The 26,172-nt window shown below is 73.5% G+C and carries 26 protein-coding genes; 13 read left to right on the forward strand and 13 right to left on the reverse strand.

Annotation, left to right across the window (positions count from 1 at the left end):
• Nucleotide 1 precedes the first annotated feature (1 nt).
• Nucleotides 2-1,351 (forward strand): class II 3-deoxy-7-phosphoheptulonate synthase, encoded by a 1,350-nt coding sequence (locus BXA05_RS08195; protein WP_061267341.1) that lies wholly within the window; start codon nucleotides 2-4, stop codon nucleotides 1,349-1,351.
• Nucleotides 1,352-1,442: 91 nt separating this feature from the next.
• Here the strand turns inward: BXA05_RS08195 and pknB are convergent, their stop codons facing one another.
• Nucleotides 1,443-3,467 carry a Stk1 family PASTA domain-containing Ser/Thr kinase gene (pknB, locus tag BXA05_RS08200; RefSeq protein WP_076404679.1) on the reverse strand — a complete coding sequence of 675 codons (2,025 nt, stop codon included), beginning with the start codon at nucleotides 3,465-3,467 and terminating at the stop codon, nucleotides 1,443-1,445.
• A gap of 91 nt (nucleotides 3,468-3,558) precedes the next feature.
• On the opposite strand from pknB, the gene BXA05_RS08205 reads away from it, so the two are divergent.
• Nucleotides 3,559-3,984, forward strand: a complete 426-nt coding sequence (locus BXA05_RS08205; protein WP_034655478.1) for an Rv2175c family DNA-binding protein — start codon at nucleotides 3,559-3,561, stop codon at nucleotides 3,982-3,984.
• A 49-nt stretch (nucleotides 3,985-4,033) separates the two neighbouring features.
• On the opposite strand, the gene BXA05_RS08210 is transcribed toward BXA05_RS08205, so the two are convergent.
• The 3 genes from BXA05_RS08210 to BXA05_RS20695 all read right to left on the reverse strand — a co-directional run bounded on the left by BXA05_RS08210 (nucleotide 4,034) and on the right by BXA05_RS20695 (nucleotide 5,985).
• A complete protein-coding gene (locus BXA05_RS08210; protein WP_244550418.1) occupies nucleotides 4,034-5,203 on the reverse strand; it encodes a polyprenyl synthetase family protein in 1,170 nt (389 codons plus the stop codon).
• Between the two features lie 70 nt (nucleotides 5,204-5,273).
• Nucleotides 5,274-5,843: a hypothetical protein gene (locus tag BXA05_RS08215; RefSeq protein ID WP_128957491.1), complete on the reverse strand. Its 570-nt coding sequence runs from the start codon at nucleotides 5,841-5,843 to the stop codon at nucleotides 5,274-5,276.
• 13 nt (nucleotides 5,844-5,856) lie between these two features.
• Complete coding sequence (locus tag BXA05_RS20695) at nucleotides 5,857-5,985, reverse strand: hypothetical protein (protein ID WP_255541882.1); 129 nt, start codon at nucleotides 5,983-5,985, stop codon at nucleotides 5,857-5,859.
• Between BXA05_RS20695 and BXA05_RS08220 the strand changes: the two genes are divergently transcribed.
• The 3 genes from BXA05_RS08220 to BXA05_RS08230 all read left to right on the forward strand — a co-directional run bounded on the left by BXA05_RS08220 (nucleotide 5,984) and on the right by BXA05_RS08230 (nucleotide 9,562).
• On the forward strand, nucleotides 5,984-7,189 hold the full coding sequence (locus BXA05_RS08220) for a DUF4192 domain-containing protein (RefSeq protein WP_076404681.1): 1,206 nt from the start codon (nucleotides 5,984-5,986) through the stop codon (nucleotides 7,187-7,189). The two genes, BXA05_RS20695 and BXA05_RS08220, sit on opposite strands and share 2 nt — an antisense overlap.
• A gap of 69 nt (nucleotides 7,190-7,258) precedes the next feature.
• Entirely contained in the window at nucleotides 7,259-7,660 is a 402-nt protein-coding gene (locus tag BXA05_RS08225; RefSeq protein WP_021479921.1) for a universal stress protein, read from the forward strand.
• Between the two features lie 348 nt (nucleotides 7,661-8,008).
• The gene (locus BXA05_RS08230) at nucleotides 8,009-9,562 is read left to right on the forward strand and encodes an RNA polymerase sigma factor (protein WP_021479922.1); all 1,554 of its coding nucleotides are present in this window, start codon (nucleotides 8,009-8,011) and stop codon (nucleotides 9,560-9,562) included.
• Nucleotides 9,563-9,761: 199 nt separating this feature from the next.
• Here the strand turns inward: BXA05_RS08230 and BXA05_RS08235 are convergent, their stop codons facing one another.
• On the reverse strand, nucleotides 9,762-9,974 hold the full coding sequence (locus BXA05_RS08235; protein WP_021479923.1) for a DUF7455 domain-containing protein: 213 nt from the start codon (nucleotides 9,972-9,974) through the stop codon (nucleotides 9,762-9,764).
• 230 nt (nucleotides 9,975-10,204) lie between these two features.
• Here BXA05_RS08235 and BXA05_RS08240 point away from each other — a divergent pair, with 230 nt between their 5' ends.
• From BXA05_RS08240 to BXA05_RS08260, 5 genes are all read left to right on the forward strand, one after another.
• Nucleotides 10,205-12,334, forward strand: a complete 2,130-nt coding sequence (locus BXA05_RS08240; RefSeq protein ID WP_031315183.1) for a DNA gyrase/topoisomerase IV subunit B — start codon at nucleotides 10,205-10,207, stop codon at nucleotides 12,332-12,334.
• Nucleotides 12,335-12,336: 2 nt separating this feature from the next.
• The gene (locus BXA05_RS08245) at nucleotides 12,337-12,981 is read left to right on the forward strand and encodes a cation efflux transmembrane domain-containing protein (protein WP_076404682.1); all 645 of its coding nucleotides are present in this window, start codon (nucleotides 12,337-12,339) and stop codon (nucleotides 12,979-12,981) included.
• Nucleotides 12,982-13,045: 64 nt separating this feature from the next.
• Nucleotides 13,046-13,519 carry a DUF4430 domain-containing protein gene (locus tag BXA05_RS08250; RefSeq protein WP_076404683.1) on the forward strand — a complete coding sequence of 158 codons (474 nt, stop codon included), beginning with the start codon at nucleotides 13,046-13,048 and terminating at the stop codon, nucleotides 13,517-13,519.
• Nucleotides 13,516-14,103: a DUF6580 family putative transport protein gene (locus BXA05_RS08255; RefSeq protein WP_076404684.1), complete on the forward strand. Its 588-nt coding sequence runs from the start codon at nucleotides 13,516-13,518 to the stop codon at nucleotides 14,101-14,103. The genes BXA05_RS08250 and BXA05_RS08255 overlap by 4 nt, the downstream gene beginning before the upstream one ends.
• Before the next feature lie 71 nt (nucleotides 14,104-14,174).
• Nucleotides 14,175-14,543, forward strand: coding sequence for a DUF2200 domain-containing protein (locus BXA05_RS08260; protein ID WP_076404685.1), 369 nt, complete (start codon nucleotides 14,175-14,177; stop codon nucleotides 14,541-14,543).
• A 9-nt stretch (nucleotides 14,544-14,552) separates the two neighbouring features.
• Here the strand turns inward: BXA05_RS08260 and BXA05_RS08265 are convergent, their stop codons facing one another.
• The 4 genes from BXA05_RS08265 to BXA05_RS08280 form a co-directional block, all read right to left on the reverse strand.
• A complete protein-coding gene (locus BXA05_RS08265; RefSeq protein ID WP_076404686.1) occupies nucleotides 14,553-14,993 on the reverse strand; it encodes a VOC family protein in 441 nt (146 codons plus the stop codon).
• 67 nt (nucleotides 14,994-15,060) lie between these two features.
• A complete protein-coding gene (locus tag BXA05_RS08270; RefSeq protein WP_076404687.1) occupies nucleotides 15,061-15,708 on the reverse strand; it encodes a dihydrofolate reductase family protein in 648 nt (215 codons plus the stop codon).
• 85 nt (nucleotides 15,709-15,793) lie between these two features.
• Nucleotides 15,794-16,030 (reverse strand): helix-turn-helix domain-containing protein, encoded by a 237-nt coding sequence (locus BXA05_RS08275; RefSeq protein WP_034655601.1) that lies wholly within the window; start codon nucleotides 16,028-16,030, stop codon nucleotides 15,794-15,796.
• Complete coding sequence (locus BXA05_RS08280) at nucleotides 16,031-16,507, reverse strand: DUF2975 domain-containing protein (protein ID WP_083711744.1); 477 nt, start codon at nucleotides 16,505-16,507, stop codon at nucleotides 16,031-16,033.
• Between the two features lie 270 nt (nucleotides 16,508-16,777).
• Between BXA05_RS08280 and BXA05_RS08285 the strand changes: the two genes are divergently transcribed.
• Entirely contained in the window at nucleotides 16,778-17,560 is a 783-nt protein-coding gene (locus BXA05_RS08285; RefSeq protein WP_076404689.1) for a hypothetical protein, read from the forward strand.
• Nucleotides 17,561-17,607: 47 nt separating this feature from the next.
• Here BXA05_RS08285 and metH read toward each other — a convergent pair whose 3' ends face one another.
• Entirely contained in the window at nucleotides 17,608-21,201 is a 3,594-nt protein-coding gene (gene metH, locus BXA05_RS08290; RefSeq protein ID WP_076404985.1) for a methionine synthase, read from the reverse strand.
• Nucleotides 21,202-21,324: 123 nt separating this feature from the next.
• Between metH and BXA05_RS08295 the strand changes: the two genes are divergently transcribed.
• A complete protein-coding gene (locus BXA05_RS08295; RefSeq protein ID WP_076404690.1) occupies nucleotides 21,325-22,458 on the forward strand; it encodes a GNAT family N-acetyltransferase in 1,134 nt (377 codons plus the stop codon).
• A gap of 18 nt (nucleotides 22,459-22,476) precedes the next feature.
• Here BXA05_RS08295 and ypfJ read toward each other — a convergent pair whose 3' ends face one another.
• From ypfJ to BXA05_RS08310, 3 genes are read right to left on the reverse strand one after another with little or no spacing between them, the layout of a single operon-like run.
• Entirely contained in the window at nucleotides 22,477-23,382 is a 906-nt protein-coding gene (gene ypfJ, locus BXA05_RS08300; protein ID WP_076404691.1) for a KPN_02809 family neutral zinc metallopeptidase, read from the reverse strand.
• Between the two features lie 34 nt (nucleotides 23,383-23,416).
• Nucleotides 23,417-23,950: a hypothetical protein gene (locus tag BXA05_RS08305; RefSeq protein WP_076404692.1), complete on the reverse strand. Its 534-nt coding sequence runs from the start codon at nucleotides 23,948-23,950 to the stop codon at nucleotides 23,417-23,419.
• Between the two features lie 5 nt (nucleotides 23,951-23,955).
• Complete coding sequence (locus BXA05_RS08310; RefSeq protein ID WP_021481118.1) at nucleotides 23,956-24,324, reverse strand: hypothetical protein; 369 nt, start codon at nucleotides 24,322-24,324, stop codon at nucleotides 23,956-23,958.
• A gap of 249 nt (nucleotides 24,325-24,573) precedes the next feature.
• Between BXA05_RS08310 and BXA05_RS08315 the strand changes: the two genes are divergently transcribed.
• Nucleotides 24,574-26,172 carry an ABC-F family ATP-binding cassette domain-containing protein gene (locus BXA05_RS08315; protein ID WP_021481119.1) on the forward strand — a complete coding sequence of 533 codons (1,599 nt, stop codon included), beginning with the start codon at nucleotides 24,574-24,576 and terminating at the stop codon, nucleotides 26,170-26,172.

Raw genomic sequence — 26,172 nt, forward strand, 5'->3', positions numbered from 1 at the left:
TATGACCACCACGAGCGAGCCGGGGACCGACTCCGGGCTCGACCACTTCCGCACGCTCGTCGCGCTCCAGCAGCCGACGTGGCCGGACGAGGCGGCGCTCGACGCCGTCCGTGACCGGCTGGCGGCCTCCGCGCCGCTCGTGGTGCCGGCGGCTGCCGACACGCTGCGCTCCCGCCTGGCCGCGGCCGGGCGGGGCGAGGCGTTCCTCCTGCAGGGGGGCGACTGCGCCGAGACGTTCGCGGAGGCGAACGCCGACCGGATCCGCAACAAGATCCGCACCATCCTCCAGATGGCGGTCATCCTCACGCACGGCGCGAGCATGCCCGTCGTCAAGATGGGCCGCATGGCGGGGCAGTACGCCAAGCCGCGCAGCTCCGACTCGGAGACGCGCGACGGCGTGACCCTGCCCGCGTACCGCGGCGACATGATCAACGGGCACGCCTTCACGCCCGAGGCGCGCATCCCCGACCCGGAGCGCCTCGTCCAGGCGTACCAGATCTCCGCGGCGACGTGGAACGTCGTGCGCGCGTTCACGACCGGTGGCTTCGCCGACCTGCGCCAGGTCCACGAGTGGAACCGCGGCTTCATGCGCAACCCCGCCTACGCGCGGTACGAGCGGACCGCGTCCGAGATCGACCGCGCGATCCGCTTCATGGACGCGTGCGGCGCCGACTTCGACGCGCTGCGCACCGTCGAGTTCTTCGTCAGCCACGAGGCGCTCGTGCTGGACTACGAGCGCGCGCTCACGCGCCGGGACGCGCGCACGGGGGACGCGTACGACACGTCGGCCCACTTCCTGTGGATCGGGGAGCGCACGCGCCAGCTCGACGGCGCGCACGTCGACTTCCTCTCGCGCGTCGCGAACCCGATCGGGGTCAAGCTCGGCCCGACGACGACGCCCGACGTCGCGCTCGAGCTCGCCCGCCGTCTCAACCCCGACGACGTCGAGGGCCGCCTGACCTTCGTCACGCGCATGGGCGCGGGCAACGTGCGCGGCGCGCTCCCGCCGCTCGTCGAGGCCGTGGCGCGCGCGGGCGTGCCCGTCACGTGGGTCACGGACCCCATGCACGGCAACACCATCACGTCCGCGAGCGGCTACAAGACGCGCCGGTTCGACGACGTCCTCGACGAGGTGCGCGGCTTCTTCGAGGTGCACCGCGCCGCGGGGACCGTGCCGGGCGGGCTGCACGTCGAGCTCACGGGCGACGACGTGACCGAGGTGCTGGGCGGGAGCGAGGAGATCGACGACGCGGGGCTCGCCCTGCGCTACGAGACCCTCGTCGACCCGCGCCTCAACCACCAGCAGTCGCTGGAGATGGCGTTCCAGGTCGCGGAGATGCTGCGCGGCTGAGGGCGCGGGGACTGCCGTCTCCCGTCGAGCGCAGGGCTGTGGCCCGTCCCGTGGTCGGGGCGGGCCACAGCCGTCTGCGCGGGTCGTGAGGTCAGAAGACGTTGAGGACGATGGTCGAGCCCTTGGGCGCGGTGCGCCCGTCACCGCCCGGGGGGTCCTGGGCGTAGACGATGTTGAGTGGGTGGATGCCCTGCGGGTAGCGGATCTCCACCTGGAAGCCCGAGTCCTTCAGGGCCTTCTCGGCGTCGGCGACGTTGCGGGTGCTGACGTTCGGGACATCGACGAGCGGGGGGCCGAGCGACACCACGACGTTCACGGTGTCCTTCCGGTGGGCGTCGGAGCCCTGCTCGGGGTCCTGGCGGATCACGAGCCCTGCGCCGACGGTCTCGGAGTACTCCTCCGTGACGGCGGGGACGAGGCCCTGCTCCTCGAGCGCGGCGACCGCGGCGTCCTTCGCGGCGCCCGTGACCTGCGGCACGACGACGGGCGCGGGCCCGGACGAGACGGTGAGCACCACCGGCACGTCGTGCCGGATCGTGGCGCCCTCCTCGATGACGTTGCCGTCGGGGTCCTTCACCGCCATGACCTGGCCCGACGGCACCTCGTCGTGCGGCGTGGCGACGGGGTCGCCGAGCGTCAGGTCGGCGCCCTCGATCGCGGCGGCCGCTTCCTCCTGCGTCGCGCCCACGAGGCCGGTCGGCACCGTGAGCATCCGCACGCCCTTCGACACGACGAGCTGCACGCTGCCGTCCTTGCGCACGTCCTCGCCGGACGCCGGGTCGGTCGCCACGACGGCGCCCTCGGGCACGGCGTCGTCGTAGCGCTCCTCGACCGTGTGGGAGAGGCCCGCGTCGTCGAGGATCGCGACGGCCTCCGGGCGTGACGCCTCGACGAGGCCGTCCGGGACCTGGGTGTAGGCGCCCGGCCCGGACGAGAACCACCACGCGGCGCCGCCGCCGACGCCCGCGAGGACGAGGAGGACGACGAGCGACCAGACGACCACGCGGCCGTGGCCACGTCGCCGCGCCGGGGCAGCAGGGGGCGGCGGGCCGGGCCGCGTGGTCGGCGCGACGACGTGCCCGACGGCGAGCGGCTCGGTGAGGCCCGCGGCCTCGCGGTCGCGCAGGCTGAGCGCCGCGAGGGACGCGGTCACGGCGGCGGACGGGTCGTCGGGCTCGGTCCGCGGGCCCGGACCCGGCGGGGGCGGCACGACGGCGGACCCCCCGGCGGGCGGGTCGACGCGCCGTTCGAGGTCGGCCGGGTCGAGCGCGGCCCGGGTCGAGCGCACGAGCGCGAGCGCGGCGCCGGCGTCGGCCGGACGGTCGGCGGGGTCGCGCGCGGCGAGCGCGCACAGCAGGTCGTCGACCTCGGGCGGGATCCACGGGGCGACGTCCGACGGCGGCGGCACGTCGTTGTTCACGTGCTGGAACGCGACCTGGATCGGCGTCGTGCCGGTGTGCGGGACGGTGCCGAGCAGCATCTCGTACGCGAGGATGCCCGCCGCGTAGACGTCGGTGCGGGCGTCGCACGTGCCGGTCGCGATGAGCTCGGGGGAGAGGTAGGCGACGGTCCCGAGGATCGTGCCCGTCGTCGTCGCGGTCACCTCGTTCACGGCGCGCGCGAGACCGAAGTCGGTGACCTTGAGCCGGCCCTCGGTGTCGAGCAGGACGTTCTCGGGCTTGATGTCGCGGTGCACGAGCCCCGCACGGTGGGCGGCGGCGAGCGCGTCGAGCACGTGGTCGAGCACGTCGAGCGTGCGACCCAGCGTCAGGGTGCGCTCGGTGAGCATGGTGCGGCGCAGGTTCGACCCCGCCACGTACTCCATCGTCAGGTAGCTCGTGTCGCCGTCGAGGCCCTGGTCGTACACGGCGACGAGGCCCGGGTGGGTGAGGCGGGCCGCGGCGCGCGCCTCACGGCGGAAGCGGGAGACGAAGTCGGCGCCGGACGCGCCCTCGGCGAGGTGGGGGTGCATGACCTTGAGCGCGACCTCGCGCTCGAGCCGACGGTCGATCGCGAGGTACACCGTCGCCATGCCGCCTCGCGCGATGCGCGAGACGACCTCGTACCGCCCGTCGACCAGGCGGCCGACGAGGGGATCGGTCGTCACGGTGGCCACGGGGAGAGTCTAGGTGGCCGGGTGTCACGATCCGGTGAGCGCGGCGCGCACGGCGTGGGTGTCGTGTGGAGGCACGCCGTAGGCTTGCCCGGTGACCGATCGCGACACCAGCCCCCGCCCCACGCTCGACGACCTCGTCGGCGAGTGGCTGACCCTCCCCGACGTCGCCGAGGCGCTCGGCACCGACGTCGGCAAGGTGCGCCGCCTCGTGCAGGAGCGGCGCGTCGTGGGCGTGAAGCGCGGCGAGCGCACGACGTTCCAGGTCCCGGCGCGCTTCCTCGTGCCGCTGCACCTGGTCGACCCGGCGAACGCCGGCCGCCCGGACGAGAGCGGCCGCGTGGGTGTCCTGTCGAGCCTGCAGGGCACCATCGTCGTGCTCACCGACGCCGGCTTCGACGACGCCGAGATCCTCGAGTGGCTCTTCACGCCGCACGACGAGCTCGGCGAGGCCCCGTTCGACACCCTCCTCAGCGGGCACAAGGCGCGCGTGCGCCGCGTGGCGCAGTCCGAGCTCTGACGCGTTCCGCCGTCGGCCCGATCGTCCGGGCCGACGGGCGGCGGTGCGGTCAGGCCGTGCGCTCGACGGCGGCGCGCGCGAGCAGCGCGAGCATCCTCGCGCCCGGCTCCGCGAGCCCGGCCCCGTCGAGGGCGGCTGCGGCGCGCTCGGTGAGCTCCGCGATGAGCGACTCGACGGCGTCGCGCGCGCCCGTCTCGACGAGGACGGCGCGCAGGTCCTCCACCGTGGCCGGGTCGAGGTCCGGGTCGCCCAGGTGCGTGAGCAGCAGCTCGCGCTGAGCGGGCGTCGCCGCGGCCAGCGCGCGCACGACGAGCACCGTCCGCTTGCCCTCGCGCAGGTCGTCGCCGGCCGGCTTGCCGGTGACCTGCGCGTCGCCGAAGACGCCGAGCACGTCGTCGCGGAGCTGGAACGCCTCGCCCACGGGCAGGCCGAACGCGCTCGTCGCGGCGACCGCGTCGTCGTCGGCCCCGGCGAGCGCGGCGCCGAGCGCGATGGGGTGCTCGACGCTGTAGCGCGCGGACTTCGAGCGGATGACGGCCCGGGCCCGCTCCTCGTCGGCCGCCGGGTCCTCGCCCCACGGCAGGACCTGCGCGTGCACGTCGAGGTACTGGCCGGCCGTGACCTCCGTCTGCATGCGGCCGAACACGCGTCGCGACCGCGTGGCGACCGCAGGTGCGAGGGCGTCGAGCGCGTCGCCGAGCTCCCGGTGGCTCGCGATGAGCGCGAGGTCGCCGAGCAGGATCGCGGCGTTCTCGCCGTACCGCGCGCCGTCGCCGGACCAGCCGAGGTCGCGGTGGCGCGCCGCGAAGGCGCGGTGCGCCGTCGGGCGCCCGCGGCGGGTGTCCGAGGAGTCCATGACGTCGTCGTGGAAGAGCGCCGCCGCCTGGAAGAGCTCGAGCGCCGCGCCGGCGCGCAGCACCGCGGGTCGGTGCGGGCCCGCTGCGTCACCGCCGTGCGCGCGCCACGACCAGTAGCAGAACGCGGCGCGCAGGCGCTTGCCGCCCGCGAGCAGCTCCTGCGTCGCGTCGGCGAGCACGTCCGTGTCCGGGTGGGTCCCGGCGAGCTCGGCGCGCATCGCCGCGGTCGAGGCGTGCAGGGCGTCGTCGACGCCTGCGCGCACCCCCTCGCGGTCGACGAGCGCGGCGGGGCTCGGGTCGGTGAGGTCCTCGGACGCCTGGGGAGGGACGGAGGGCGAGGTCGGCAGCGACGGGTTCGGCACGGGGGCAGCCTATGCGGAGCGGGCGACACCCTGCCCGCCCGGTCTCGTCGCGGGCGGGCGGCGCGGCGCCTCAGCCGGGGACGACCTGGCCGCTGATCGTCACGAGGCGTTCGGTCTCGTCGTCGAAGACGCCGACGGCGACCGACTCGGTCGGGGCCTCGGGCGCGGTCGTGCGGACGAACGTGGTGAGCGAGGTGAGCGCGCTCGGCACGGTCGACGGCGACACCTCGAACCCGGCCGGGCCCAGCGTGTCGGTGTAGTAGGCGGTGAGCGCCTCGACCGTGTCCGTCGAGCGCAGGTTCAGCGTGACGTCCACGAGCGCGCCGTCCTGCGACGGCCGCGCCGAGCTCGCGAGCACCTCGGCGCCCGGCGCCACCGGGACCAGCGCGGCGGGGAAACCCTCCACCAGGTCCCCGACCGCCGAGGCGGCGTCGTAGTCGGGCAGCGGCGTGCCCGGCGCGCCGGAGTCGGCGTCCGGCGCCGGCTGCTCCTCCCGGGGTGCCGCGGCGCCTTGCACGTCGGCCAGGTCCGCCTGGCACCCCGCCAGCGTCGAGCCCAGCACGGCAGCGACGAGGACGACGGCGGCCCGGCCGGCAGGGGAGAGCGCCGGGTGCGCGGCGGCGCGGGTTCGTGGTGGCACGCGCACACCGTAGTCACCCGCGCGTGCGCGAGCCACCACCGAGGTCGGGGGCCGACCACAGCCCCAGGTACGCGCCCCGCATCGTCCACAGCCGGGCGGCGGGCGCCCCGCACGCCGTCCCGACCGGCTGGGATGGGCGCATGACGACCCTCATCCGGGCCCAGGGCCCGCGCGAGCTCCTCGCCTACGTCCCCTTCCGGCTCGGCTACCGACCGCAGGACAGCGTCGTCCTCGTGGGGCTGCGGCCACCGCGCGGCCGCATCGGTCTCGTCGTGCGCGTCGACGTCGCCGACGCGGCGGACGTCGAGCACGGGCCGCAGCTCGCGCGGTCCGTCGTGGGGCACCTCGCGGCCGACGGCGCACGCCGCGTCGTGCTCGTCGTCTACTCCGACGCGCCGCTGCGCGCGTCGGGCGTCGCGGCCGCGCGGGTGCGGGCCGCCGTCGAGCACTGCCGCGAGGCCGCCGAGCCGCACCACGGGCCCGTCGAGGCGTGGGTCGTGTCGTCGACGGGCTGGTACGCGCTCGACTGCGCCGAGGACGACTGCTGCCCGCCGGAGGGAAGGTCGCTGCGCGAGCTCGAGTCGAGCGAGGTCGGCGCGCACATGGTGCTGTCCGGGGCGGCGCTCGCGGACTCGCGCGAGGAAGCGCTGCGGATCCCGCCCGCGGGGGCGGACGCGCGGCGCCGTGCCGCGCGCGCGGCACGGCGGGCGCGCGACCGCGCCCGGTCCGTGGCGGCCGGCGACGACGTCGCGTCCCGGGTCGCAGCCCGGGTGTCCGCCCTCGCGCTGTGGCGGACCGCGGTCGCGCAGGTCGTCGCGCGCGACCGGGCGCGGGACGGCGGGCGTACCGACGGCGGGCCGGTCGGCGACGGCGCCGGTGCCGCGGTGCCCGCCGCGACGGTCCTCGGGCGCCTGGCCGCGGGCCTCGAGTCGGTCCCCGTGCGCGACGCCGTGCTCCTGTCCCTCGTGCCGGGGACCGACGACCTGCCGGACCGCACCGTGCGGGGCGGGGACGTGGACGCCGGGACGGGCCGTGCCATCGCGGCCGTCGTGGACCCGGGCGCAGGCCTCGCGCCCGACCCGGCGGTCACCGGGCCGGCGAGGGCCGTGCTCGAGGCCGTCGTCGCCCACGCCCCGCGCGGGAGCACCGCGCCCGCGCTGACGCTCCTGGCGCTCGTGGCCTGGTGGCACGGCGACGGCGGCCGGGCCCGTCGGCGGCTGGCCGAGGCGCTCGCGGAGGACCCGACGTACCGGCTCGCGCTGCTGCTCGCGAGCGCGCTCGACGCCGGGGTCCCGCCGGGCTGGGTCCGCGCCGACGCGTGCGCCGACACGCACGACGTCGGGTAGGTTCGAGGCAACACGACCTGCGGTCGCCCCCGCGGCCGGCCGCACCCACGAGCCGTCTCCGGAGGACACATGAGCGTCGTCGTCGCGCACCTGAGCACGCCCGAGGGTCGCGAGGCTCTCGACAGCGCGGCCACCGAGGCCGTCCGGCGCGGCACCGACCTCGTCGTCGTCGTGACCGAGGCTTCCATGTCGACTCCCGAGCTCGTCGCCGCGCACGAGGACGACCTGCGACGCGTGGAGGCGCGCCTCGAGGGGACGGGCACGACGCTGCGCCGCGAGCAGGGCTCGGCGGACCTCGCGGACGACCTCGTGGGCGCCGCGGAGCGGTCGTCGGCGGAACTCATCGTCATCGGGCTGCGTCGGCGCAGCCCCGTGGGCAAGCTCATCCTCGGCTCGAACGCCCAGCGCATCCTGCTCGACGCGCCCTGCCCCGTGCTGGCCGTGAAGCCCGAGCGGCCCGCCGGCGTCTGACCCGGCCCGCGCGTCGGCGCGGACGGGGATCCCTGCGGTCCGGCGCGCGGAGCGCGCAGGGTGAGGGCAGCGCGGGCGGGGGAATCTTCCGGGGCCCCGGCCCGTTGTACACGTCACGAATCCGGGTGACGAACGTCGTGACGGCGTGGTGCGCCGGGCCGTCGGGAGACGGCCAGGTCCGACATCACCCCGTGTCGCGGCGTCCGGCGCACGGATCGCCGGTACAATATAGGTAGTCCGCCAGAGCCCGACGACTCACCGTGAGAGTCCAGAGCAGCCCGCACTTCACGGTTCACGTCCCCGCTCCGGCGGCCCTACCGCCCCCCATGATTGCCGAAAGGTCGGTTTGTGGCGCCCTCAACCCCGATTTCCGCACTCCCGCGAGAGTTCGAGCACCCCGCCCTGCAGGAGCTCCTGCGGCGCGGCAGCGCGAACGGTCGCGTCGACGCCGAGAGCTTCCGCACCGCGTGCGAGCAGGCTGCCGTCAACGACGCCAAGCGGCTGAAGGCGGTCTTCCGCGCGCTCGCGGGCGCCGGCGTCGAGGTCGACATCCCGACCACGACGAAGGTGGCCGCGGCGGCTTCCCCGCGCAGCACGACGACGGCGCGCACCAAGCCCGCCGCGACGAAGTCCGCGTCGGCGACCAAGCGCACGACCACGACGAAGGCCGCCCCGGCTGCCGACGCCGAGGGTGCGGAGACCTCGTCGACCGGCCCCGCCAAGCCCGCCGCCCGCAAGACCGCGGCCAAGGCCCCCGCCAAGTCCAAGGCGACGCCCGCGCGCGCCAAGAAGAAGGACGACGACGAGGACGACGCCGAGGTCGAGATCGAGGACCTCGAGATCGACGTGACCGAGGACGAGGAGGCTGCGGAGCCGGGCGCCAAGAAGGCTGCCGCCGCCGCGCCGAGCGACGAGCCCGAGGAGACCGGCTTCGTCGTCTCCGACGCGGACGAGGACGACGCCCCGGTCCAGCAGGTCGTGACCGCGGGTGCGACGGCCGACCCGGTCAAGGACTACCTCAAGCAGATCGGCAAGGTCGCGCTGCTGAACGCGGAGCAGGAGGTCGAGCTCGCGAAGCGGATCGAGGCCGGTCTGTTCGCGGAGGAGAAGCTCGCGGCCGAGGGCGACGACCTGGACCGCAAGCTCAAGCGTGAGCTGCAGTGGATCGCGCACGACGGCAAGCGGGCGAAGAACCACCTGCTGGAGGCGAACCTGCGTCTGGTGGTGTCGCTGGCCAAGCGGTACACGGGTCGCGGCATGCTGTTCCTGGACCTGATCCAGGAGGGCAACCTCGGTCTGATCCGTGCGGTCGAGAAGTTCGACTACACCAAGGGCTACAAGTTCTCGACGTACGCGACGTGGTGGATCCGCCAGGCGATCACGCGCGCGATGGCGGACCAGGCGCGCACCATCCGTATCCCGGTGCACATGGTCGAGGTCATCAACAAGCTCGCGCGCGTGCAGCGTCAGATGCTGCAGGACCTGGGCCGGGAGCCCACGCCCGAGGAGCTCGCCAAGGAGCTCGACATGACCCCGGAGAAGGTCGTCGAGGTCCAGAAGTACGGCCGCGAGCCCATCTCGCTGCACACGCCGCTCGGCGAGGACGGCGACTCCGAGTTCGGCGACCTCATCGAGGACTCCGAGGCCATCGTCCCGGCGGACGCGGTGAGCTTCACGCTCCTGCAGGAGCAGCTGCACCAGGTGCTCGACACGCTGAGCGAGCGCGAGGCGGGCGTCGTCTCGATGCGGTTCGGCCTCTCGGACGGGCAGCCCAAGACGCTCGACGAGATCGGCAAGGTCTACGGCGTGACGCGTGAGCGCATCCGCCAGATCGAGTCGAAGACCATGTCGAAGCTGCGCCACCCGAGCCGCTCGCAGGTCCTGCGCGACTACCTCGACTGACGCGTCGCGGCGGGCGGCCGGTGCACGCCACCGGCCGCCCGCCGTCGTCGCACGACGAAGGCCCCGAGGAGATCTCCTCGGGGCCTTCGTCGTGTCTGAGGTCTGTCTCTGAGGTGGTCGTCGCGGGTGACCGGGCGGTGGAGCCGGTCCCCGCGGTCGTGCGCTCCTGGCGCGGGACGGTGCTCGGCGGACCGGCGCGTCAGCGCGCGCCGTGCTCCGCGAGCAGCTTGTCGGTCTCGTCCTGGATGGACGTCGCGAGGTCGGTGTAGGCATCCGCGTGCGCCCGCGCGTGGTGGCCGCAGAACAGCAGCTCGCCGCTCGGCAGGACCACACGGACGTACGCCTGGGCCCCGCAGCGGTCGCAGCGGTCGGCCGCGGTCAGCGGTTCGGTGGTGGTCGTCGTAGCAGTCACATGAACATCAAACCATCCCCTCCTGAGGTTTCGTCCCGGGGGAGCGCCGGGTTCGCTACCCGCGAAGCGCGCTCACCCGCGCCGTGGCCTCCCGCCGGCATCTCGCCGCATCCCGCCGCATCCCGCCGCATCCCGCCGCATCCCGCCGCATCCCGCCGGATCGCGCGGCGTCCGCGGCAGCGCGGCGGGGCAGCACCGCGCTGTGGGCGCCCTCGTCTAGGCTTGCCGCCGTGACGACCACCTCCGCTGAGTCCAGCTACACCGCTCGGCACCTGTCCGTGCTCGAGGGCCTCGAGGCCGTGCGCAAGCGCCCGGGCATGTACATCGGCACGACCGACTCGCGCGGTCTCATGCACTGCCTCTGGGAGATCATCGACAACTCGGTCGACGAGGCGCTCGCGGGCAACTGCTCGAAGATCCGGGTCGTGCTGCACGCCGACACCTCCGTGACGGTCGAGGACGACGGCCGCGGCATCCCCGTCGACATCGAGCCGAAGACGGGCCTGTCCGGCGTCGAGGTCGTCTTCACCAAGCTCCACGCGGGCGGCAAGTTCGGCGGCGGGTCGTACACCGCGTCGGGCGGCCTGCACGGTGTCGGCGCGTCCGTCGTCAACGCGCTGTCCTCGCGTCTCGACGTCGAGGTCGACCGCGGCGGCAAGACGCACCGCATGACCTTCCACCGCGGCGAGCCGGGCGTGTTCAGCGACCCGAAGACCGGCCCGACGCCGGACGCCCCGTTCGAGCCGTTCGTGTCCGGGTCCGAGCTCGCGGTCGTCGGGAAGACGAAGCGCGGCGTCACCGGCACGCGCGTCCGCTACTGGGCGGACCGCCAGATCTTCCTCAAGACGGCCGTCTTCTCCTACGACGAGCTCGTCACGCGCGTGCGCCAGACGACGTTCCTCGTCCCCGGTCTCGAGATCACGGTGCGCGACGAGCGCGGCGTGCCCGGGACGCCGGGGGAGTCCGGGCCGCACGAGGAGACGTTCGTGCACACGGGCGGGTCGGTCGACTTCGTCGACTTCCTCGCGCCGGACACCCCCGTCACCGCGACGTGGCGCCTCACGGGCTCGGGCTCGTTCACGGAGACCGTCCCGGTGCTCGACGACCGCGGTCACATGACCCCGCAGGCGGTGCAGCGCGACTGCGAGGTCGACGTCGCGCTGCGCTGGGGCACCGGCTACGAGACCGAGGTCCGCAGCTTCGTCAACATCATCGCCACGCCCAAGGGCGGTTCCCACCTCGGTGGCTTCGAGCAGGGCCTGCTCAAGGTGCTGCGCAAGGCGGTCGAGACGAACGCGCGCCGCCTCAAGGTGTCGACGAAGGACGCGTCCGAGCGCATCGAGAAGGACGACGTGCTCGCCGGCCTGACGGCCGTCGTCACCGTGCGCCTCGCCGAGCCGCAGTTCGAGGGCCAGACGAAGGAGGTCCTCGGCACGGCGCCGGTGCGGGGCATCGTGGCGCGCGTCGTCGAGAAGGAGCTGAACGCCCTCCTCACCTCGACCAAGCGCGACGAGAAGACGCAGGCCGCGCTGCTGCTCGACAAGGTCGTCGCCGAGATGCGCGCGCGCATCACCGCGCGCAAGCAGAAGGAGATCTCGCGGCGCAAGAACGCGCTCGAGACGTCGTCGCTGCCGGCCAAGCTCGTCGACTGCCGCAGCGACGACGTCGAGCGCAGCGAGCTGTTCATCGTCGAGGGCGACAGCGCGCTCGGCACCGCGCGCCTCGCGCGCAGCTCCGACTTCCAGGCGCTGCTGCCCATCCGCGGCAAGATCCTCAACGTGCAGAAGGCGTCCGTGAGCGACATGCTGCGCAACGCCGAGTGCACCGCGATCATCCAGGTGCTCGGCGCCGGGTCGGGGCGGTCGTTCGACCTCGAGGCCGCGCGCTACGGCAAGATCGTGCTCATGACGGACGCCGACGTCGACGGCGCCCACATCCGCACCCTCCTGCTCACGCTCTTCTACCGGTACATGAAGCCGCTCGTCGAGGCGGGGCGCGTCTTCGCGGCCGTGCCGCCGCTGCACCGCATCGAGGTCATCGGTGCCGGGCGCCGCAAGAACGAGTACATCTACACGTACTCCGAGGCCGAGCTCGCCGCGACGCTCAAGAAGCTCGACAAGGCGGGCCGCCGCTACAAGGACGACATCCAGCGGTACAAGGGCCTGGGGGAGATGGACGCCGACCAGCTCGCCGAGACGACGATGGACCCGCGCCACCGCACCCTGCGGCGCGTCACGGCCGAGCACGCCGAGGCGGCGGAGCGCGTGTTCGAGCTGCTCATGGGCAGCGACGTCGCGCCGCGCAAGGAGTTCATCGTCGCCGGCGCAGCCGAGCTGGACCACGCCCGCATCGACGTCTGACGATGCCCGCCGGGCAGGACGCGCCACGGGCGGGCCACCCCGACCTGGTCCGCCAGCTGCGGCGCACCGTCCTGCTGGTCGCGGGGCTCAACCTCGCGTACTTCGTCGTCGAGCTCACCGTCGCGCTCGCGGCGGGTTCGGTCTCGCTGCTCGCCGACAGCGTGGACTTCCTCGAGGACACCGCGATCAACCTGCTCATCGCCGTCGCGCTGGGCTTCCCGCTCGCGCGGCGTGCGGTCCTGGGCAAGGCGCTGGCGCTGCTCATCCTCGTCCCCGCGCTGTTCGCGGCGTGGGAGGTCGTGCGCCGGTTCGGCGACCCGCCCGCACCCGAGGTGCTGCCGATCGTCCTCGCCTCGCTCGGCGCGGTCGTGGTCAACGGCGTGTGCGCGTGGCTCCTCGTCCGCGTCCGCCATCACGGCGGGTCGCTGAGCCGGGCCGCGTTCCTGTCGGCCCGCAACGACGTGCTCGTCAACGTCGCCGTCATCGCGATGGGGCTCGTGACCGCGTGGACCGGGTCCGGCTGGCCGGACCTCGTGCTGGGGTGCGGGATCATCCTCCTCGCGGGCCACTCCGCGTACGAGGTGTGGGAGGTCAGCGAGGAGGAGCGGCTGGCGGCCAAGGCCGTCGCGGGCGAGGAGATCGGGTGAGGGGCCGTCGTCCGACAGGCGGGCGACCCGGCGCGAGCCGGGCGGCGCTCCGTACGCTGGCGCCGTGACCCTCCGAACGCTCCGCGCCACGTCCGCGCGCCCGCTCACCGCCCTGACCGCCGTCCTGCTCACCGCGGGCCTGCTGGCCGGGTGCTCGTCCGCCGACGAGCCCGCCGCCGACACCACGTCGACCTCCACGGCGACCGCGGGCGAGGAGTCGAGCGCCCCGGCCGACGACGCGACGGACGAGGCGCCCGACGACGAGTCCGGCGACGGCGAGGACGCGCCCGAGCTCTCCTACGAGGGGCGCGCGGGCGCGACGGCCCTCGACCTGCTCCTCGAGGCGGACCCGTCCGCCCAGGTGACCGGTGAGGGCGAGAACGCGTTCGTCACGGCGATCGACGGCGTCGCCGCCGATCCGGACAGCGAGTTCTGGGCCCTGTACGTGAACGGCGAGATGGCTACCGTGGGAGCAGGCTCGCTCGAGACGAAGGACGGGGACGAGATCACGTGGAAGCTCGAGACGTTCACCTCGTGACGCGCTCGGAGAGCACGGCGCTGCGCTGGTGGCGGCCGGCGCTCGTCGTCACGCTCGCGGCGCTCGCCGTCGTGTGGCGGCTCGTGCGCGCCGACCTCGGTGCGCCCCCGAACCTCGAGCTCGTCACCGCGGCGACGTTCGCGGCGACCATCCTGCTGCGCTCGCGGTGGGCGTTCGTCGTGCCGCTCGCCGTGACGGTCGTGTCCGACGTCGTGCTCGGCAACACGACGATCGCGCTGTTCACGTGGAGCGCGTGGCTCGTCGTCGGGCTGGGCTCGCTGCTCGCGCGGGACACGACCGGCTGGCGCCGCGTCGGCGCGGGCGCGGCGTTCGGCGTCGCGGGCTCGCTGTGGTTCTTCGCGTGGACGAACTTCGGCGTCTGGCTGCAGGGTCGTGGCGTCTGGTACCCGGCGGGAGCGGACGGGCTCGTTGCGAGCTACGTCGCAGGTCTGCCGTTCCTGCGCACCATGCTGCTCGGCAACCTCGTGCTCGTGCCGCTGGTCGCGGCCGGGACGCTGCTCGTGGACCGGCTCGAGGCGTCGCACGTGATGGTCGGCGCCCGCGCCGTCCCCGCCGCCCGGTAGCGTGGTTCGTGCCGGACGGCCGCACGCGCCGAGCCGATGACGGGCGCAGCCGGGGCAGGAGGAAGCCATCCATGGCGGGACACCGGATCTTCGGGACGAGCTTCGCGAGCATCTACCCGCTCTACGTCACCAAGGTGGAGCGCAAGGGACGCACGAAGGACGAGCTCGACCAGGTCGTCGGCTGGCTCACCGGCTACGACGACGCCGGCCTCACGCAGGCGATCACCGACGAGATCACGCTCGAGGAGTTCTTCGACCGGGCGCCTGCGTGGAACCCGAACGCCTCGCTCATCACCGGGGTGATCTGCGGCGTCCGCGTCGAGGACATCGAGGACCCGCTCATGCAGAAGGTCCGCTACCTCGACAAGCTCGTCGACGAGGTCGCGCGCGGCAAGAAGATGTCGTCGATCCTGCGCGGCGAGGCGGCTACCGCCTCCTAGCGGCGCGCCTCACCCGAGCTCTTCCGCGAGCCCGACGATGATGCCGCCGGGCCCCCGCAGATAGCAGAGCCGGTACGCGTCCTCGAAGCGCACGATCTCCCGCAGCACCGCTCCGCCGTGGCGGGCGAGGCGCTCGACCGTGTCGTCGAGGTCGTCCACGGCGAACATCACCCGGTGCAGGCCGAGCACGTTCGGCGGGGCGGTGCCGAGCCCCAGGTCGAGCGGCGCCGGCGCGTGGTACCGCGTGAGCTCCAGCCGCCCGGGGCCGCCGGGGACGCGCATCATCGCGATCTCCGAGCGCATGTCGTCGAGGCCGACGACGCGCTCCGCCCACCGCCCCTCGATCGTCATCCGGTTCTCGAGCTCCATCCCGAGCTCGATGAAGAACGCGACGGCCGCGTCGAGGTCGTCGACGACGACGGCCACGTTGTCGAGGCGCTGGATCGCCACGGGTGCCTCCTGAGGTGCTGGGGGTCGGTGGGTCGTCCGGGGTGCTGGTCCGGCGCCGAGCAGGGCGTCAGGCGTCCTGCCCGACGCCGCGTCCCGGCTCGCTCATGTCGCCCGTGCCCGGCGTGCCGTCGCCGAGGCCGTAGCGCAGCAGGACCGTGCCCGCCGGGCTCGGTGCGGGAGGCTCGAGGAGGGTGAGGTTGGTGGGGACGGCGCCGCCGTCGAACACGGTCTTGCCCGTGCCGAGCACGATCGGGTGCACCCACAGGTCGAGCCGGTCGAACAGCCTCTCGCGCAGCAGCGTCTGCACCAGGTCGAGGCTGCCCACGACCTTGACGTGCTCGTGCCGGTCGCGCACCTCGCGCACCGCGGCGGGCAGGTCCGGGCCGAGCAGCGTCGACCCGGCCCACGGCAGGTCCGGTGTGCCGCGCGACGCGACGTACTTGGGGATGCGGTTGAACAGGGCCGCGAAGTCGTCGTCCTGCCCGCCCTCCTGGAGCGGCCAGTACGCCGCGAAGATGTCGTACGTGCGGCGCCCGAGCAGCAGCGCGTCCGTGCCCTCGTACGCCGCGGCGATCTGCTCGCCCGCGACGTCGTCGAGCAGCGGCGCCTGCCAGCCGCCGAACGCGAACCCGCCCTCCGGGTCCTCCTCCGGCCCGCCGGGCGCCTGCCCGACGAGGTCGAGGGTCGTGAACAGCTCGATCTCGATGCTACCCATGGCTCGGCTCCCGCGGCGTCGTGGTCTCGGTCACGGGTAAGACGTCGTCCGGTCGCCGAACTCATCGACGCGGCGACCGGGCGGGTCAGGTGGCGGGCGGTCCCGCGTCGTCGGGCTCGTCCGGGACCCACCGCAGGACGTCTCCGGGCTGGCACCCGAGGACGCGGCAGACCGCGTCGAGCGTCGAGAAGCGCACGGCCTTCGCGCGCCCGTTCTTCAGGACGGCGACGTTCGCCGGCGTGATGCCGACCGCGGCGGCGAAGTCGCCGACGGACATCTGCCTCCGCGCCAGGAGGACGTCGAGGTCGATGACGATCGGCACCTAGATCACCGCGGCCAGCTCGCGCCGGTCGGCGGTCGCGGTGCGGAGCAGCGCGCGCAGCACCACGACGAGCAGGGCCAGCGCGCCCCCGCCCACGAGCGAGCCGAGGAGGCCGAGGAGCACGAGCGGCCCACCGAGCTGCGCCCCGAAGGTCAGGTGACCGAACACCGTCGCGGCGAGGGTCGCGACCGTGACCACGCACCCGATCACCACGGTGACCGAGCGCAGCGCGCGCGGGTCGAACACCTCGTCGCGGGCGGCGAGGCCGAGCAGGCGCCACACCGCCACGAGGGCGACCTCGACCGCGAGCAACGCCAGCACGGCCAGCACGGAGTACGGGACCACGAGGCCGCGGACCTCCGGGTGCTGCGCCCCGACCTCGGCCGCGAGGAGGGGGGCGAGGAACATCGACAGCGCGGTGCCGAGGGCCACGAGGACGAGGAGTGCTCGTGTGCACGCGACGAGGGCAGGTCTCATCTATCGATTGTCGATAGATGCAACGGCTCTGTCAACGAACGAGGCACGACCCGTGGCGCGAAGGGGGAAGCGCGCGGCCGGGCGGTATCCGCTGTACCCGTCCGCCGGCGGCGTCGGCCGCGGAGGCTCTCTCGTCCGCGAAACGGTCGATGAGCCGAGCCACAGCGTGGCGTCCCGAGATGTTGCGGATCCTGGCCTGTAGATAACCGGGGCCCTTGCCGTCGTGGCGTCTAGCGTCCGGTCCAGGAGACCACGACCAGGAGGATCATCATGCGCGACCAGCACGAGCGCACGAGCCAGCACGAGCGAACGACCGCGGTCCCTCGCACGGGGCACCGTCCCCGTGCTCGCCTCGCCACCCGTCGGAGAGCCGCCGTCGGTCGCCTGCTCTCGGGACTTGGGGTCGCCGTCGTCCTCACGGTCGTCCCCGGCTGCGCGCTGCCCTTCGCCGAGACCGACGACGGCGCGACTCCTGCGGCGGCGGCGACGTCCCGGAGCGAGGGCGAGCCGGCGACCCCCTCCGGGGCCGAGTACGCGATCGTGTCGGGCCAGCCGGTGCGGACGCCCTGCTGGTCCTACGAGGGCCCGGAGGCGTTCGTGAACAACGTCGCCTCGGACCAGGAGGAACACTGTCACGGTGCCCTCGAGCTCTGGGGCGAGGTCGTCGACGGGGTGGTGGTGCCCACGGGTGTCGGGGCGGTCTACGGGCAGGTGTCGGTCGAACCGGTGCGGGTCGCGACGTCCGAGGCGTGGGGGGTCGGGACCGATCTCGGGGGAGCGGTCGACCTCCTCGCGGACTCGTACTTCGCGGAGAACGGCAGCATCCTCAGCCTGCACGAGGCGACCACCCTCGACGGCGTTCCGGCGAACATCACCCGGGTCGAGGGGAGCTTCGAGGAGACGCGGACGAAGGCCTTCATCACCGCCTTCGCACCCGAGCGGTTCGCGTCGGGCACGGACGAGGTCCAGTTCTTCGTGATCGCGATCGTCACCCCGTACGACAACGGCGACGAGCTCATCGAGCAGGTCACGGGCACGTGGACGTGGTCCTGACGCTGCTCCCCGCTCGCCCCGGCAGGACGCCCCGCGGCTGGCGATCGTCAGACGCTGAAGTACTTGGCCTCGGGGTGATGGAACACGAAGCAATCGGTCGACTGCTCCGGGTGGAGCTGGAGCTCCGCGGAGAGCTCGACACCCACCCGCTCGGGCCGCAGGAGCTCGACGACCTTCGTGCGGTCCTCCATGTCCGGGCACGCCGGGTAGCCGAGCGAGAAGCGGGCGCCGCGGTACTCGAGCTTGAACATGCCCTCGACCTCGGTCGGGTCCTCGTCGGCGAACCCGAGCTCGGCGCGCACGCGCGAGTGCCACATCTCGGCCAGCGCTTCGGTGAGCTGCACCGACAGTCCGTGGAGCTCCATGTACTCGCGGTAGTGGTTCCCGGCGAACAGCTTCGCGGTGTGCTGGTCGACGCTCGCGCCCATGGTGACGAGCTGGACGGGCAGCACGTCGTACCGGCCCGTCTCCTCGACCCACGACCTCGGCTTGACGAAGTCGGCGAGGCACAGGTGCCGGTCGCGGCGCTGACGCGGGAACGTGAAGCGCAGCCGCTCGGTCCCCGGCTCGCCGCCCGACCCGCCGTCGGGCGCGCCGATGCCCGCGAGCCCGGCGCCGTGGTGTGCGACGACCACGTCGTCGCCCTCCGACCACACCGGGAAGTACCCGTACACGACCGACGGGTCGACGACGCCCTCGGTGCGGATCCGCTCGTACCAGGCGTTGAGGCGCGGGCGCCCCTCGGTCTCGACGAGCTCCTCGTACGACGCACCGTCGTCGCCTCGGCCGGGCTTGAGCCCCCACTGGCCCATGAACGTCGCGCGCTCGTCGAGGAACGCCGCGTACTCGGCGAGCTGGACGCCCTTGACGAGGCGTGTGCCCCAGAACGGGGGAGCGGGGACCGGGTTGTCGGCCGCGACGTCGGACCGCGCGGGCAGGTCCTCGACGGGCGTCTCGGTCACGGTGACCACGGCGTGCCGGCGCTTCTTCAGCGCGGGCAGCCCGACGGCGTCGGGCGACTCGCCGCGCGCGACGCGCACGAGCGGCTCCATGAGACGCAGGCCCTCGAACGCGTCGCGCGCGTACCGGACGACGCCCGGGAACTGGCCCGCGAGGTCGTCCTCGACGTAGGTGCGCGTGAGCGCCGCGCCACCGAGCAGGACCGGCCAGCGGCCGGCGAGCCCCCGCGACGTGAGCTCCGCGAGGTTCTCCTTCATCACGACGGTGGACTTCACGAGCAGCCCGGACATGCCGATGACGTCGGCGTCGTGCTCCTCGGCGGCCTCGATCATCGCGGAGATCGGCTGCTTGATACCGATGTTGACGACCGTGTAGCCGTTGTTGGTGAGGATGATGTCGACGAGGTTCTTGCCGATGTCGTGCACGTCGCCGCGCACGGTCGCGAGCACGATCGTGCCCTTGGACCCGCTCGAGCCCTCGATCTTCTCCATGTGCGGCTCGAGGTAGGCGACCGCCGTCTTCATGACCTCGGCGGACTGCAGCACGAACGGGAGCTGCATCTCGCCGCGGCCGAACAGGTCGCCCACGACCTTCATGCCCTCGAGCAGGTGGTCGTTGACGATCTCGAGCGCCTTGATCCCGGACGCCATCGCCGCGTCGAGGTCCTCCTCGAGACCCTTGCGCGCGCCGTCGACGATCCGCCGCTCGAGCCGCTCGCCGACGGGCAGCGCCGCGAGCTCCGCCGCGCGCTGGTCCTTGAGCGCCGCCGAGTCCACGCCGTCGAACAGCTCGAGCAGCCGGGCGAGCGGGTCGTGCACGAGGTTCCCCTCGTCGTCGTACCGCCGCCGGTCCCACACGAGGTCGAGCGCGGCCTCGCGCTGCTCGGCGGGGATCTGCGCGAGGGGGAGGATCTTCGCGGCGTGCACGATCGCGGAGTCCAGCCCCGCCTCGACCGCCTCGTGGAGGAAGACCGAGTTGAGCACGGTGCGCGCGGCGGGGTTGAGGCCGAACGACACGTTCGACACCCCGAGCGTCGTGTGGATGCCGGGGTAGCGACGCGTGATCTCGCGGATCGCCTCGATCGTCTCGATCGCGTCGCGCCGCGTCTCCTCCTGGCCGGTGGCGATGGGGAAGGTCAAGGCGTCGACGATGATGTCGTCGACCCGCAGGCCCCAGTCGCGCGTGAGCGTCTCGACGAGCCGCGTGGCGATCCCCACCTTGCCCGACGCGGTGCGCGCCTGGCCCTCTTCGTCGATCGTCAGCGCGACCACGGCCGCCCCGTGCTCGACGACGTGCGGCATGATCCGCGCGAACCGCGACGTCGGCCCGTCGCCGTCCTCGAAGTTCACCGAGTTCACGACGGCGCGCCCGCCCACGAGCTCGAGGCCCGCCGCGATGACCTCGGGCTCCGTCGAGTCGATGACGAGCGGGAGCGTCGACGCGCTCGCGAGGCGCGAGACGACCTGCTGCACGTCCGCGACGCCGTCGCGCCCCACGTAGTCGATGCACACGTCGAGCAGGTGCGCGCCGTCGCGCGTCTGCGCCCGCGCGATCTCGACGCACTCGTCCCAGTTCTCCGCGAGCATCGCCTCGCGGAACGCCTTCGACCCGTTCGCGTTCGTGCGCTCGCCGATGGCGAGGAACGACGCGTCCTGGTGCAGGTCCGTGTGCGAGTACAGGCTCGCGACGCCGTTCTCGCGCTCCGGGTGGCGCTCGACGATGGGCCGTGCGCGCACCGCCTCGACGACGCGGCGCAGGTGCTCGGGCGTCGTGCCGCAGCAGCCGCCCACGAGGCCCAGGCCGAACTCGGTGACGAACTGGGTGTGCGCCGCCGCGAGCTCGTCCGGCGTCAGCGGGTACGTCGCCCCGTTCGGGCCGAGCACCGGCAGGCCCGCGTTGGGCATGCACGTCACGGGGATCTCCGCGTGCCGCGACAGGTGCCGCAGGTGCTCGCTCATCTCGGCCGGGCCGGTCGCGCAGTTGAGGCCGATCGCGTCGACGCCGAGCGCCTGGAGCGTGGTCAGCGCGGCCCCGATCTCGGAGCCCATGAGCATCGTGCCCGTGGTCTCGACCGTCACCTGGACGATCACGGGCACCTCGCGCCCGACGTCGCGCATCGCGTTCCGCGACCCCGTCACCGCGGCCTTCGCCTGGAGCAGGTCCTGGCTCGTCTCGACGAGGATCGCGTCGACCCCGCCCTCCAGCAGGCCCGCGGCCTGCTCGGCGAACGTGTCGCGCAGGTGCGCGTACGTCGTGTGCCCGAGGCTCGGCAGCTTGGTCCCGGGACCCATCGAGCCGAGCACCCAGCGCGGGTGGTCGGCGGTCGCGTGGGCGTCCGCGCGCTCGCGCGCGATCCGCGCCCCGGCCGCGGCGAGCTCGCGGATCCGGTCGTCGATGTCGTAGTCCGACAGGTTGGACCAGTTGGCGCCGAACGTGTTCGTCTCGATCGCGTCCACCCCGACCTCGAGGTACGCGTCGTGCACCGCGGCGATGATGTCGGGTCGCGAGACGTTGAGGATCTCGTTGCAGCCCTCGAGCCCCTGGTAGTCCTCGAGCGTCGGGTCCTGCTCCTGGATCATCGTGCCCATCGCGCCGTCCGCGACGACGACGCGCGTGCGCAGCGCCTCCGCGAGGGCCCGGGAGCGGGCGTCGGCGAGGTCCTGAGGAACGACGGTCGGCATGCTCGCAGCGTAGATCGCGTGCGGCACGGCACGGGGAGCCGTCTCAGCGGGCCGACGCGCCGCGCGCGGACTGAACGGGAAAAGCACGTGCCCGACGGCGCGGGCCCCCCTACCGTGGTCGCCATGTCCTCTCCCTCGACGACCGACCGCGCCGAGGCGGCGCCCTCGACGCTCGCCCCGATCGCCGAGCGCGCCGCCGCCCCCTCAACCCTGCCGCCGGTGACCGCGGGCGGGCTCACGTGGCGCCCCGCCACGCCCGCCGACGCGCCGGCCCTGCTCACCCTGCGCAACGACATCGCGGAGGTGGACGACGAGCCGTACCGCGAGACGCTCGCGGAGATCGAGGAGATCTTCACCGCGCCGTGGCGCGACGTCGCGGCCGACTCGATCGTCGGCGTCGACACCGACGGGACGCTGCGCGCCTACGGGATGGTCGACACCAACCCGGGGGACGCGCGCACCGTGCGGGCGTTCCTCGGCGGCGGCGTCCACCCGACCCATCGGGGGCGCGGGATCGGACGCGAGGTGCTCGCCTGGCAGGTGGCACGCGCCCGGCAGGTGCTCGCCGCGAGCGGCAAGGAGCTGCCCGCGCGGCTCGCCGTCTTCGGGGAGGACACCGACCCGCCCGAGAAGGCGCGGCTCTACGCGCGGGTCGGGTTCGTCGCCCGCCGCTTCTACTCCGACCTGCGTCGCGACCTCGCGGCCCCGGTGCCCGACGTCCCGCTCGACGGTTCCCTGCGCGTCGTCCCGTGGTCCGCCGAGCTCGACGAGGCGACGCGCCTCGCGCACAACGACGCCTTCCGCGACCACTGGGGGAGCGAGCCCCGCACCGCCGAGGCGTGGACGCACGGGCGCAGCGAGTTCGCGCCCCAGTGGTCGTTCCTCGTGGTCGACGACGCGCCCGACGTCGACGCGCTCCTCGCCGACCCGGCCACCGACCCCGAGACCGCCGCCGCGCTGCGCGCCGGCGAGCCGCTCGTCGTCGGCTACGAGATGGCGGGCCGGTACGACGAGGACTTCCCCGTGCGGGGGTACACCTTCGGGTACACCGAGCTCCTCGGCGTCCGGCGCGCGTACCGCGGCCGCCGCGTCGCCGTCGCGGCGCTCGCGGCCGCGATGCGCGCGTTCGCGGCGGACGGCATGCAGTACGCCGCGCTCGACGTCGACACGGAGAACCCGTCCGGCGCGCACGGCCTCTACGCGAGCCTCGGCTACGAGAAGGTCACCGGCTCGCGCATGTACTCGATCGAGCTCTGAGCGACCTCGGCGGGAGCGTCACAGCGACGAGGCGGAGAGCGCGTCGCAGTCCTGGAGGGTGCCGCCCTCGTAGCCGGTCGTGAACCAGCGCTGGCGCTGCTCGCTCGACCCGTGGGTCCAGCCCTCGGGGTTCACCTGGCCGGTCGCGGCCTCCTGGATGCGGTCGTCGCCGACGGCGGACGCCGCCGACAGCGCGTCGTTCAGCTCCTGCTCGGTGATCGGTGCCAGAAAGGTCACACCGGTGTCCGGGTCGACGGTGGTCGCGGCGTGGCCCGCCCACATGCCGGCGAGGCAGTCGGCCATGAGCTCGATGCGCACGGAGTCGGACTCCGGGCCCGTGCCCTGCCGGTCCGCCGAGTCCATGGCGCCGGTCAGCTGCTCGATGTGGTGCCCGAACTCGTGCGCGACGACGTACATCTCCGCGAGCCCGCCGTCGTTCGCGCCGAAGCGGTTCGTCAGGTCGTCGTAGAAGCCGAGGTCGATGTACACCGTCTGGTCGGGCGGGCAGTAGAACGGCCCGACGGCGCTCGTCGCCGCGCCGCACCCCGTCGAGACCTGCCCGGTGAAGCTCACGACCTCGGGCAGCGCGTACTCGACGCCGGCCTGCTGAGGGAGGGCCTCGGTCCAGTAGGCGTCGAGCGACTGGACGGTGCCGTTGAGCCGGCACTCGCGCGTCGTGTTCGCCTGCTCGGCGGTGCACGTGTCGATGTACTCCTGCTGGCCGTCGCCGTACGCGCCGGAGTCCGACCCGTCGCCGCCGGTCAGCGCGCTGAGGTCGACGCCCGTCTGGTTGCCGACGAACGCGATGAGCAGCGCGACGAGCACCGCGCCGATCCCGCCGCCCGCGATCAACGGGCCGCGCCCGCGGCCGCCACCCTTGCGGACGCGTCCGCCCTCGAACGAGCCGCCTTCCTGGAATGTCACAGGGGAACGCTACCCCCGGGCGCGGTCGCAGGCCTCAGAAGCGGACCAGCGCGCGCAGCACCCGCGCGAGCAGGTCGTGGTCGCCGCGGTGCTCGTGCCGCTCGGCGGGCCCGACGACGGGCGCCGGCGGCTCGCGACGCGGCAGCGTCCCGGGGTCGTCACCGGGTGCCTCGGCGACGGTCTCGGCCAGGTAGGTGTCGACGAAGTCGACGAGGAACCGCTCGACGCGACGGCCCGTGAGGGCGATGTTCCAGTCCGTCGGGCCCACGAGGATGACCGACAGGTCCTGCCCCAGCAGGTAGACGAAGACGCACGCCTCGGCGGTGTTGAGGATGCAGCGCGCGGAGCTGCCCGGGACGGCCGGGCCCTGGGTGAGGGCTGCGGCGACGGCCCGCGCCACCTCGACGACCGGGCCGGGGGAGGGGCCGGCGCTGCCGAGGATCCGGCCACCGGGACCGAGCGCGAGCACGTGCGCCTCGTGGTCGAGGGCGTCGTCGATGCCCCGCAGCACGTCCACCACGCTGCGGGGGGCGACCCGCCCGCGCTGGTCGAGGGCGTCCGCGACCACGGGCGTCAGAGCGACAGCGACTCGTCGAGCTGGGCGAGGCCGCGGCGCGCGAGCGCGAGGTTCGCCCGTCCGCGCTCGAGCACGAGGTAGGAGAAGGTGCCCCGCAGGCTCTCGCGCTGCGACAGGCGGATGAGGTGGTACTGGCGGCCGAGCGTGATGAGGATGTCCTCGATGCCGTCCTCGAGCCCGAGCTGCTCGATCGCCCGGAGCTTCGCGCGGATGACCTCGGTGTTCGCCGCCGCGGCGAGCTCGAGGTCGAACGGGGCGGCCTGCTTCTGGACCAGGGCCAGGCCGCTGCTGTAGTCGACGACCGCGATCGCGATCGCCCCGTCCAGCTCGAGGACCTTGCTCAGTGCTGCTTCGGCGTTGCTCAACGTGCTCTCCTTGCTCGGGTCCCCCCCGCCATCTCCTCGACGGTCCGGGACGTCCGGAGGCTAGCACGATGGGCTGATTGTCCCGTTCTGTTCCCTGTGCGTGGGACGACCGTGGGACGGTCCGGGAGGAAGTCGAGAGAAAGACCGCGCGGGCGCGGGCCCGCGGCCCGTAGAATCGTCGGGCCCCGTCGATCGGATCGCCCCACCAGGCTGGATCCACCGGGGTCACCCTTCGGAGAGGACCTGCACGTGATCACCGCCCACGGCGTCGAGCTGCGCGTCGGCGCCCGCGTCCTGCTGCACGAGGCGACGTTCCAGATCGCCGCGGGCGACCGGATCGGCCTCGTCGGCCGCAACGGCGCCGGCAAGACGACCCTGACCAAGACCCTCGCGGGCGAGACCCAGCCCACGGCGGGGAAGATCACGCGCGGCAACGACATCGGCTACCTGCCCCAGGACCCGCGCACGGGCGACCTCGAGGTCATCGCGCTCGACCGGGTCCTCTCGGCACGCAACCTCGACAGGATCGTGCGCCAGATGCGCGAGACCGAGGGCGCGATGGCGAGCGCGGACGCGGAGACGCACGAGGCCGCGATGGAGCGCTACCCCAAGCTCGAGGCGCGGTTCCTCGCGGCCGGCGGATACGCGGCCGAGAGCGAGGCGCACCGCATCACGAGCAACCTCGGTCTCGACGACCGCGTGCTCGGCCAGCCGCTGAGCACGCTGTCCGGCGGGCAGCGCCGCCGCATCGAACTCGCGCGCATCCTTTTCTCCGGTGTCGAGACGCTGCTCCTCGACGAGCCGACGAACCACCTCGACGCCGACTCGATCGTCTGGCTGCGCGACTACCTCAAGTCGTACAGCGGCGGCTTCGTCGTGATCTCGCACGACGTCGAGCTGCTGCGCGCGACGGTGAACAAGGTGTTCCACCTGGACGCCAACCGCGGCGAGCTCGACCAGTACAACCTCGGCTGGGACGCCTACCTCGCGCAGCGAGAGTCCGACGAGCGCCGTCGTCGTCGCGAGCGGCAGAACGCCGAGAAGAAGGCGGGCGCGCTCCTCGCGCAGGGCGAGAAGATGCGCGCCAAGGCCACCAAGGCCGTGGCCGCGCAGCAGATGATGCGCCGCGCCGAGAAGATGCTCGCGGGCATCGAGGGCGAGCGCCAGAGCGACAAGGTCGCGAAGCTGCGCTTCCCGAAGCCCGCGCCGTGCGGCCGCACGCCGCTCACCGCGAGCGGGCTGTCCAAGGCCTACGGCTCGCAGGAGGTCTTCGCGGGCGTCGACCTCGCGATCGATCGCGGCAGCCGCGTCGTCGTGCTCGGCCTCAACGGCGCCGGCAAGACGACGCTCCTGCGCATCCTCGGCGGCGTCGAGCAGCCGGACACGGGCGAGGTGCACCCGGGCCACGGCCTGAAGATCGGCTACTACGCCCAGGAGCACGACACGCTCGACATGGACGCGACCGTCGTCGAGAACCTGCGCCACGCGGCGCCCGACCTCACGGACACGCAGGTGCGCTCGGTGCTCGGGTCGTTCCTGTTCTCCGGCGACGACGCGGACAAGCCGACGAACGTACTGTCCGGCGGGGAGAAGACGCGGCTCGCGCTCGCGACGCTCGTCGTCTCGGCGGCGAACGTGCTGCTGCTCGACGAGCCGACGAACAACCTCGACCCCGCGTCACGCGCCGAGATCCTCGGGGCGCTCAAGACGTACGAGGGCGCGGTCGTCATGGTCACGCACGACGACGGCGCGGTCGAGGCGCTCGAGCCCGAGCGCGTCCTGCTGCTGCCCGACGGCGACGAGGACCTCTGGAGCGACGAGTACGCGGAGCTCGTCTCGCTGGCCTGA

The organism is Cellulosimicrobium funkei, assembly GCF_900155925.1.
In the GTDB taxonomy this organism is placed as follows: Bacteria; Actinomycetota; Actinomycetes; order Actinomycetales; family Cellulomonadaceae; genus Cellulosimicrobium; species Cellulosimicrobium funkei.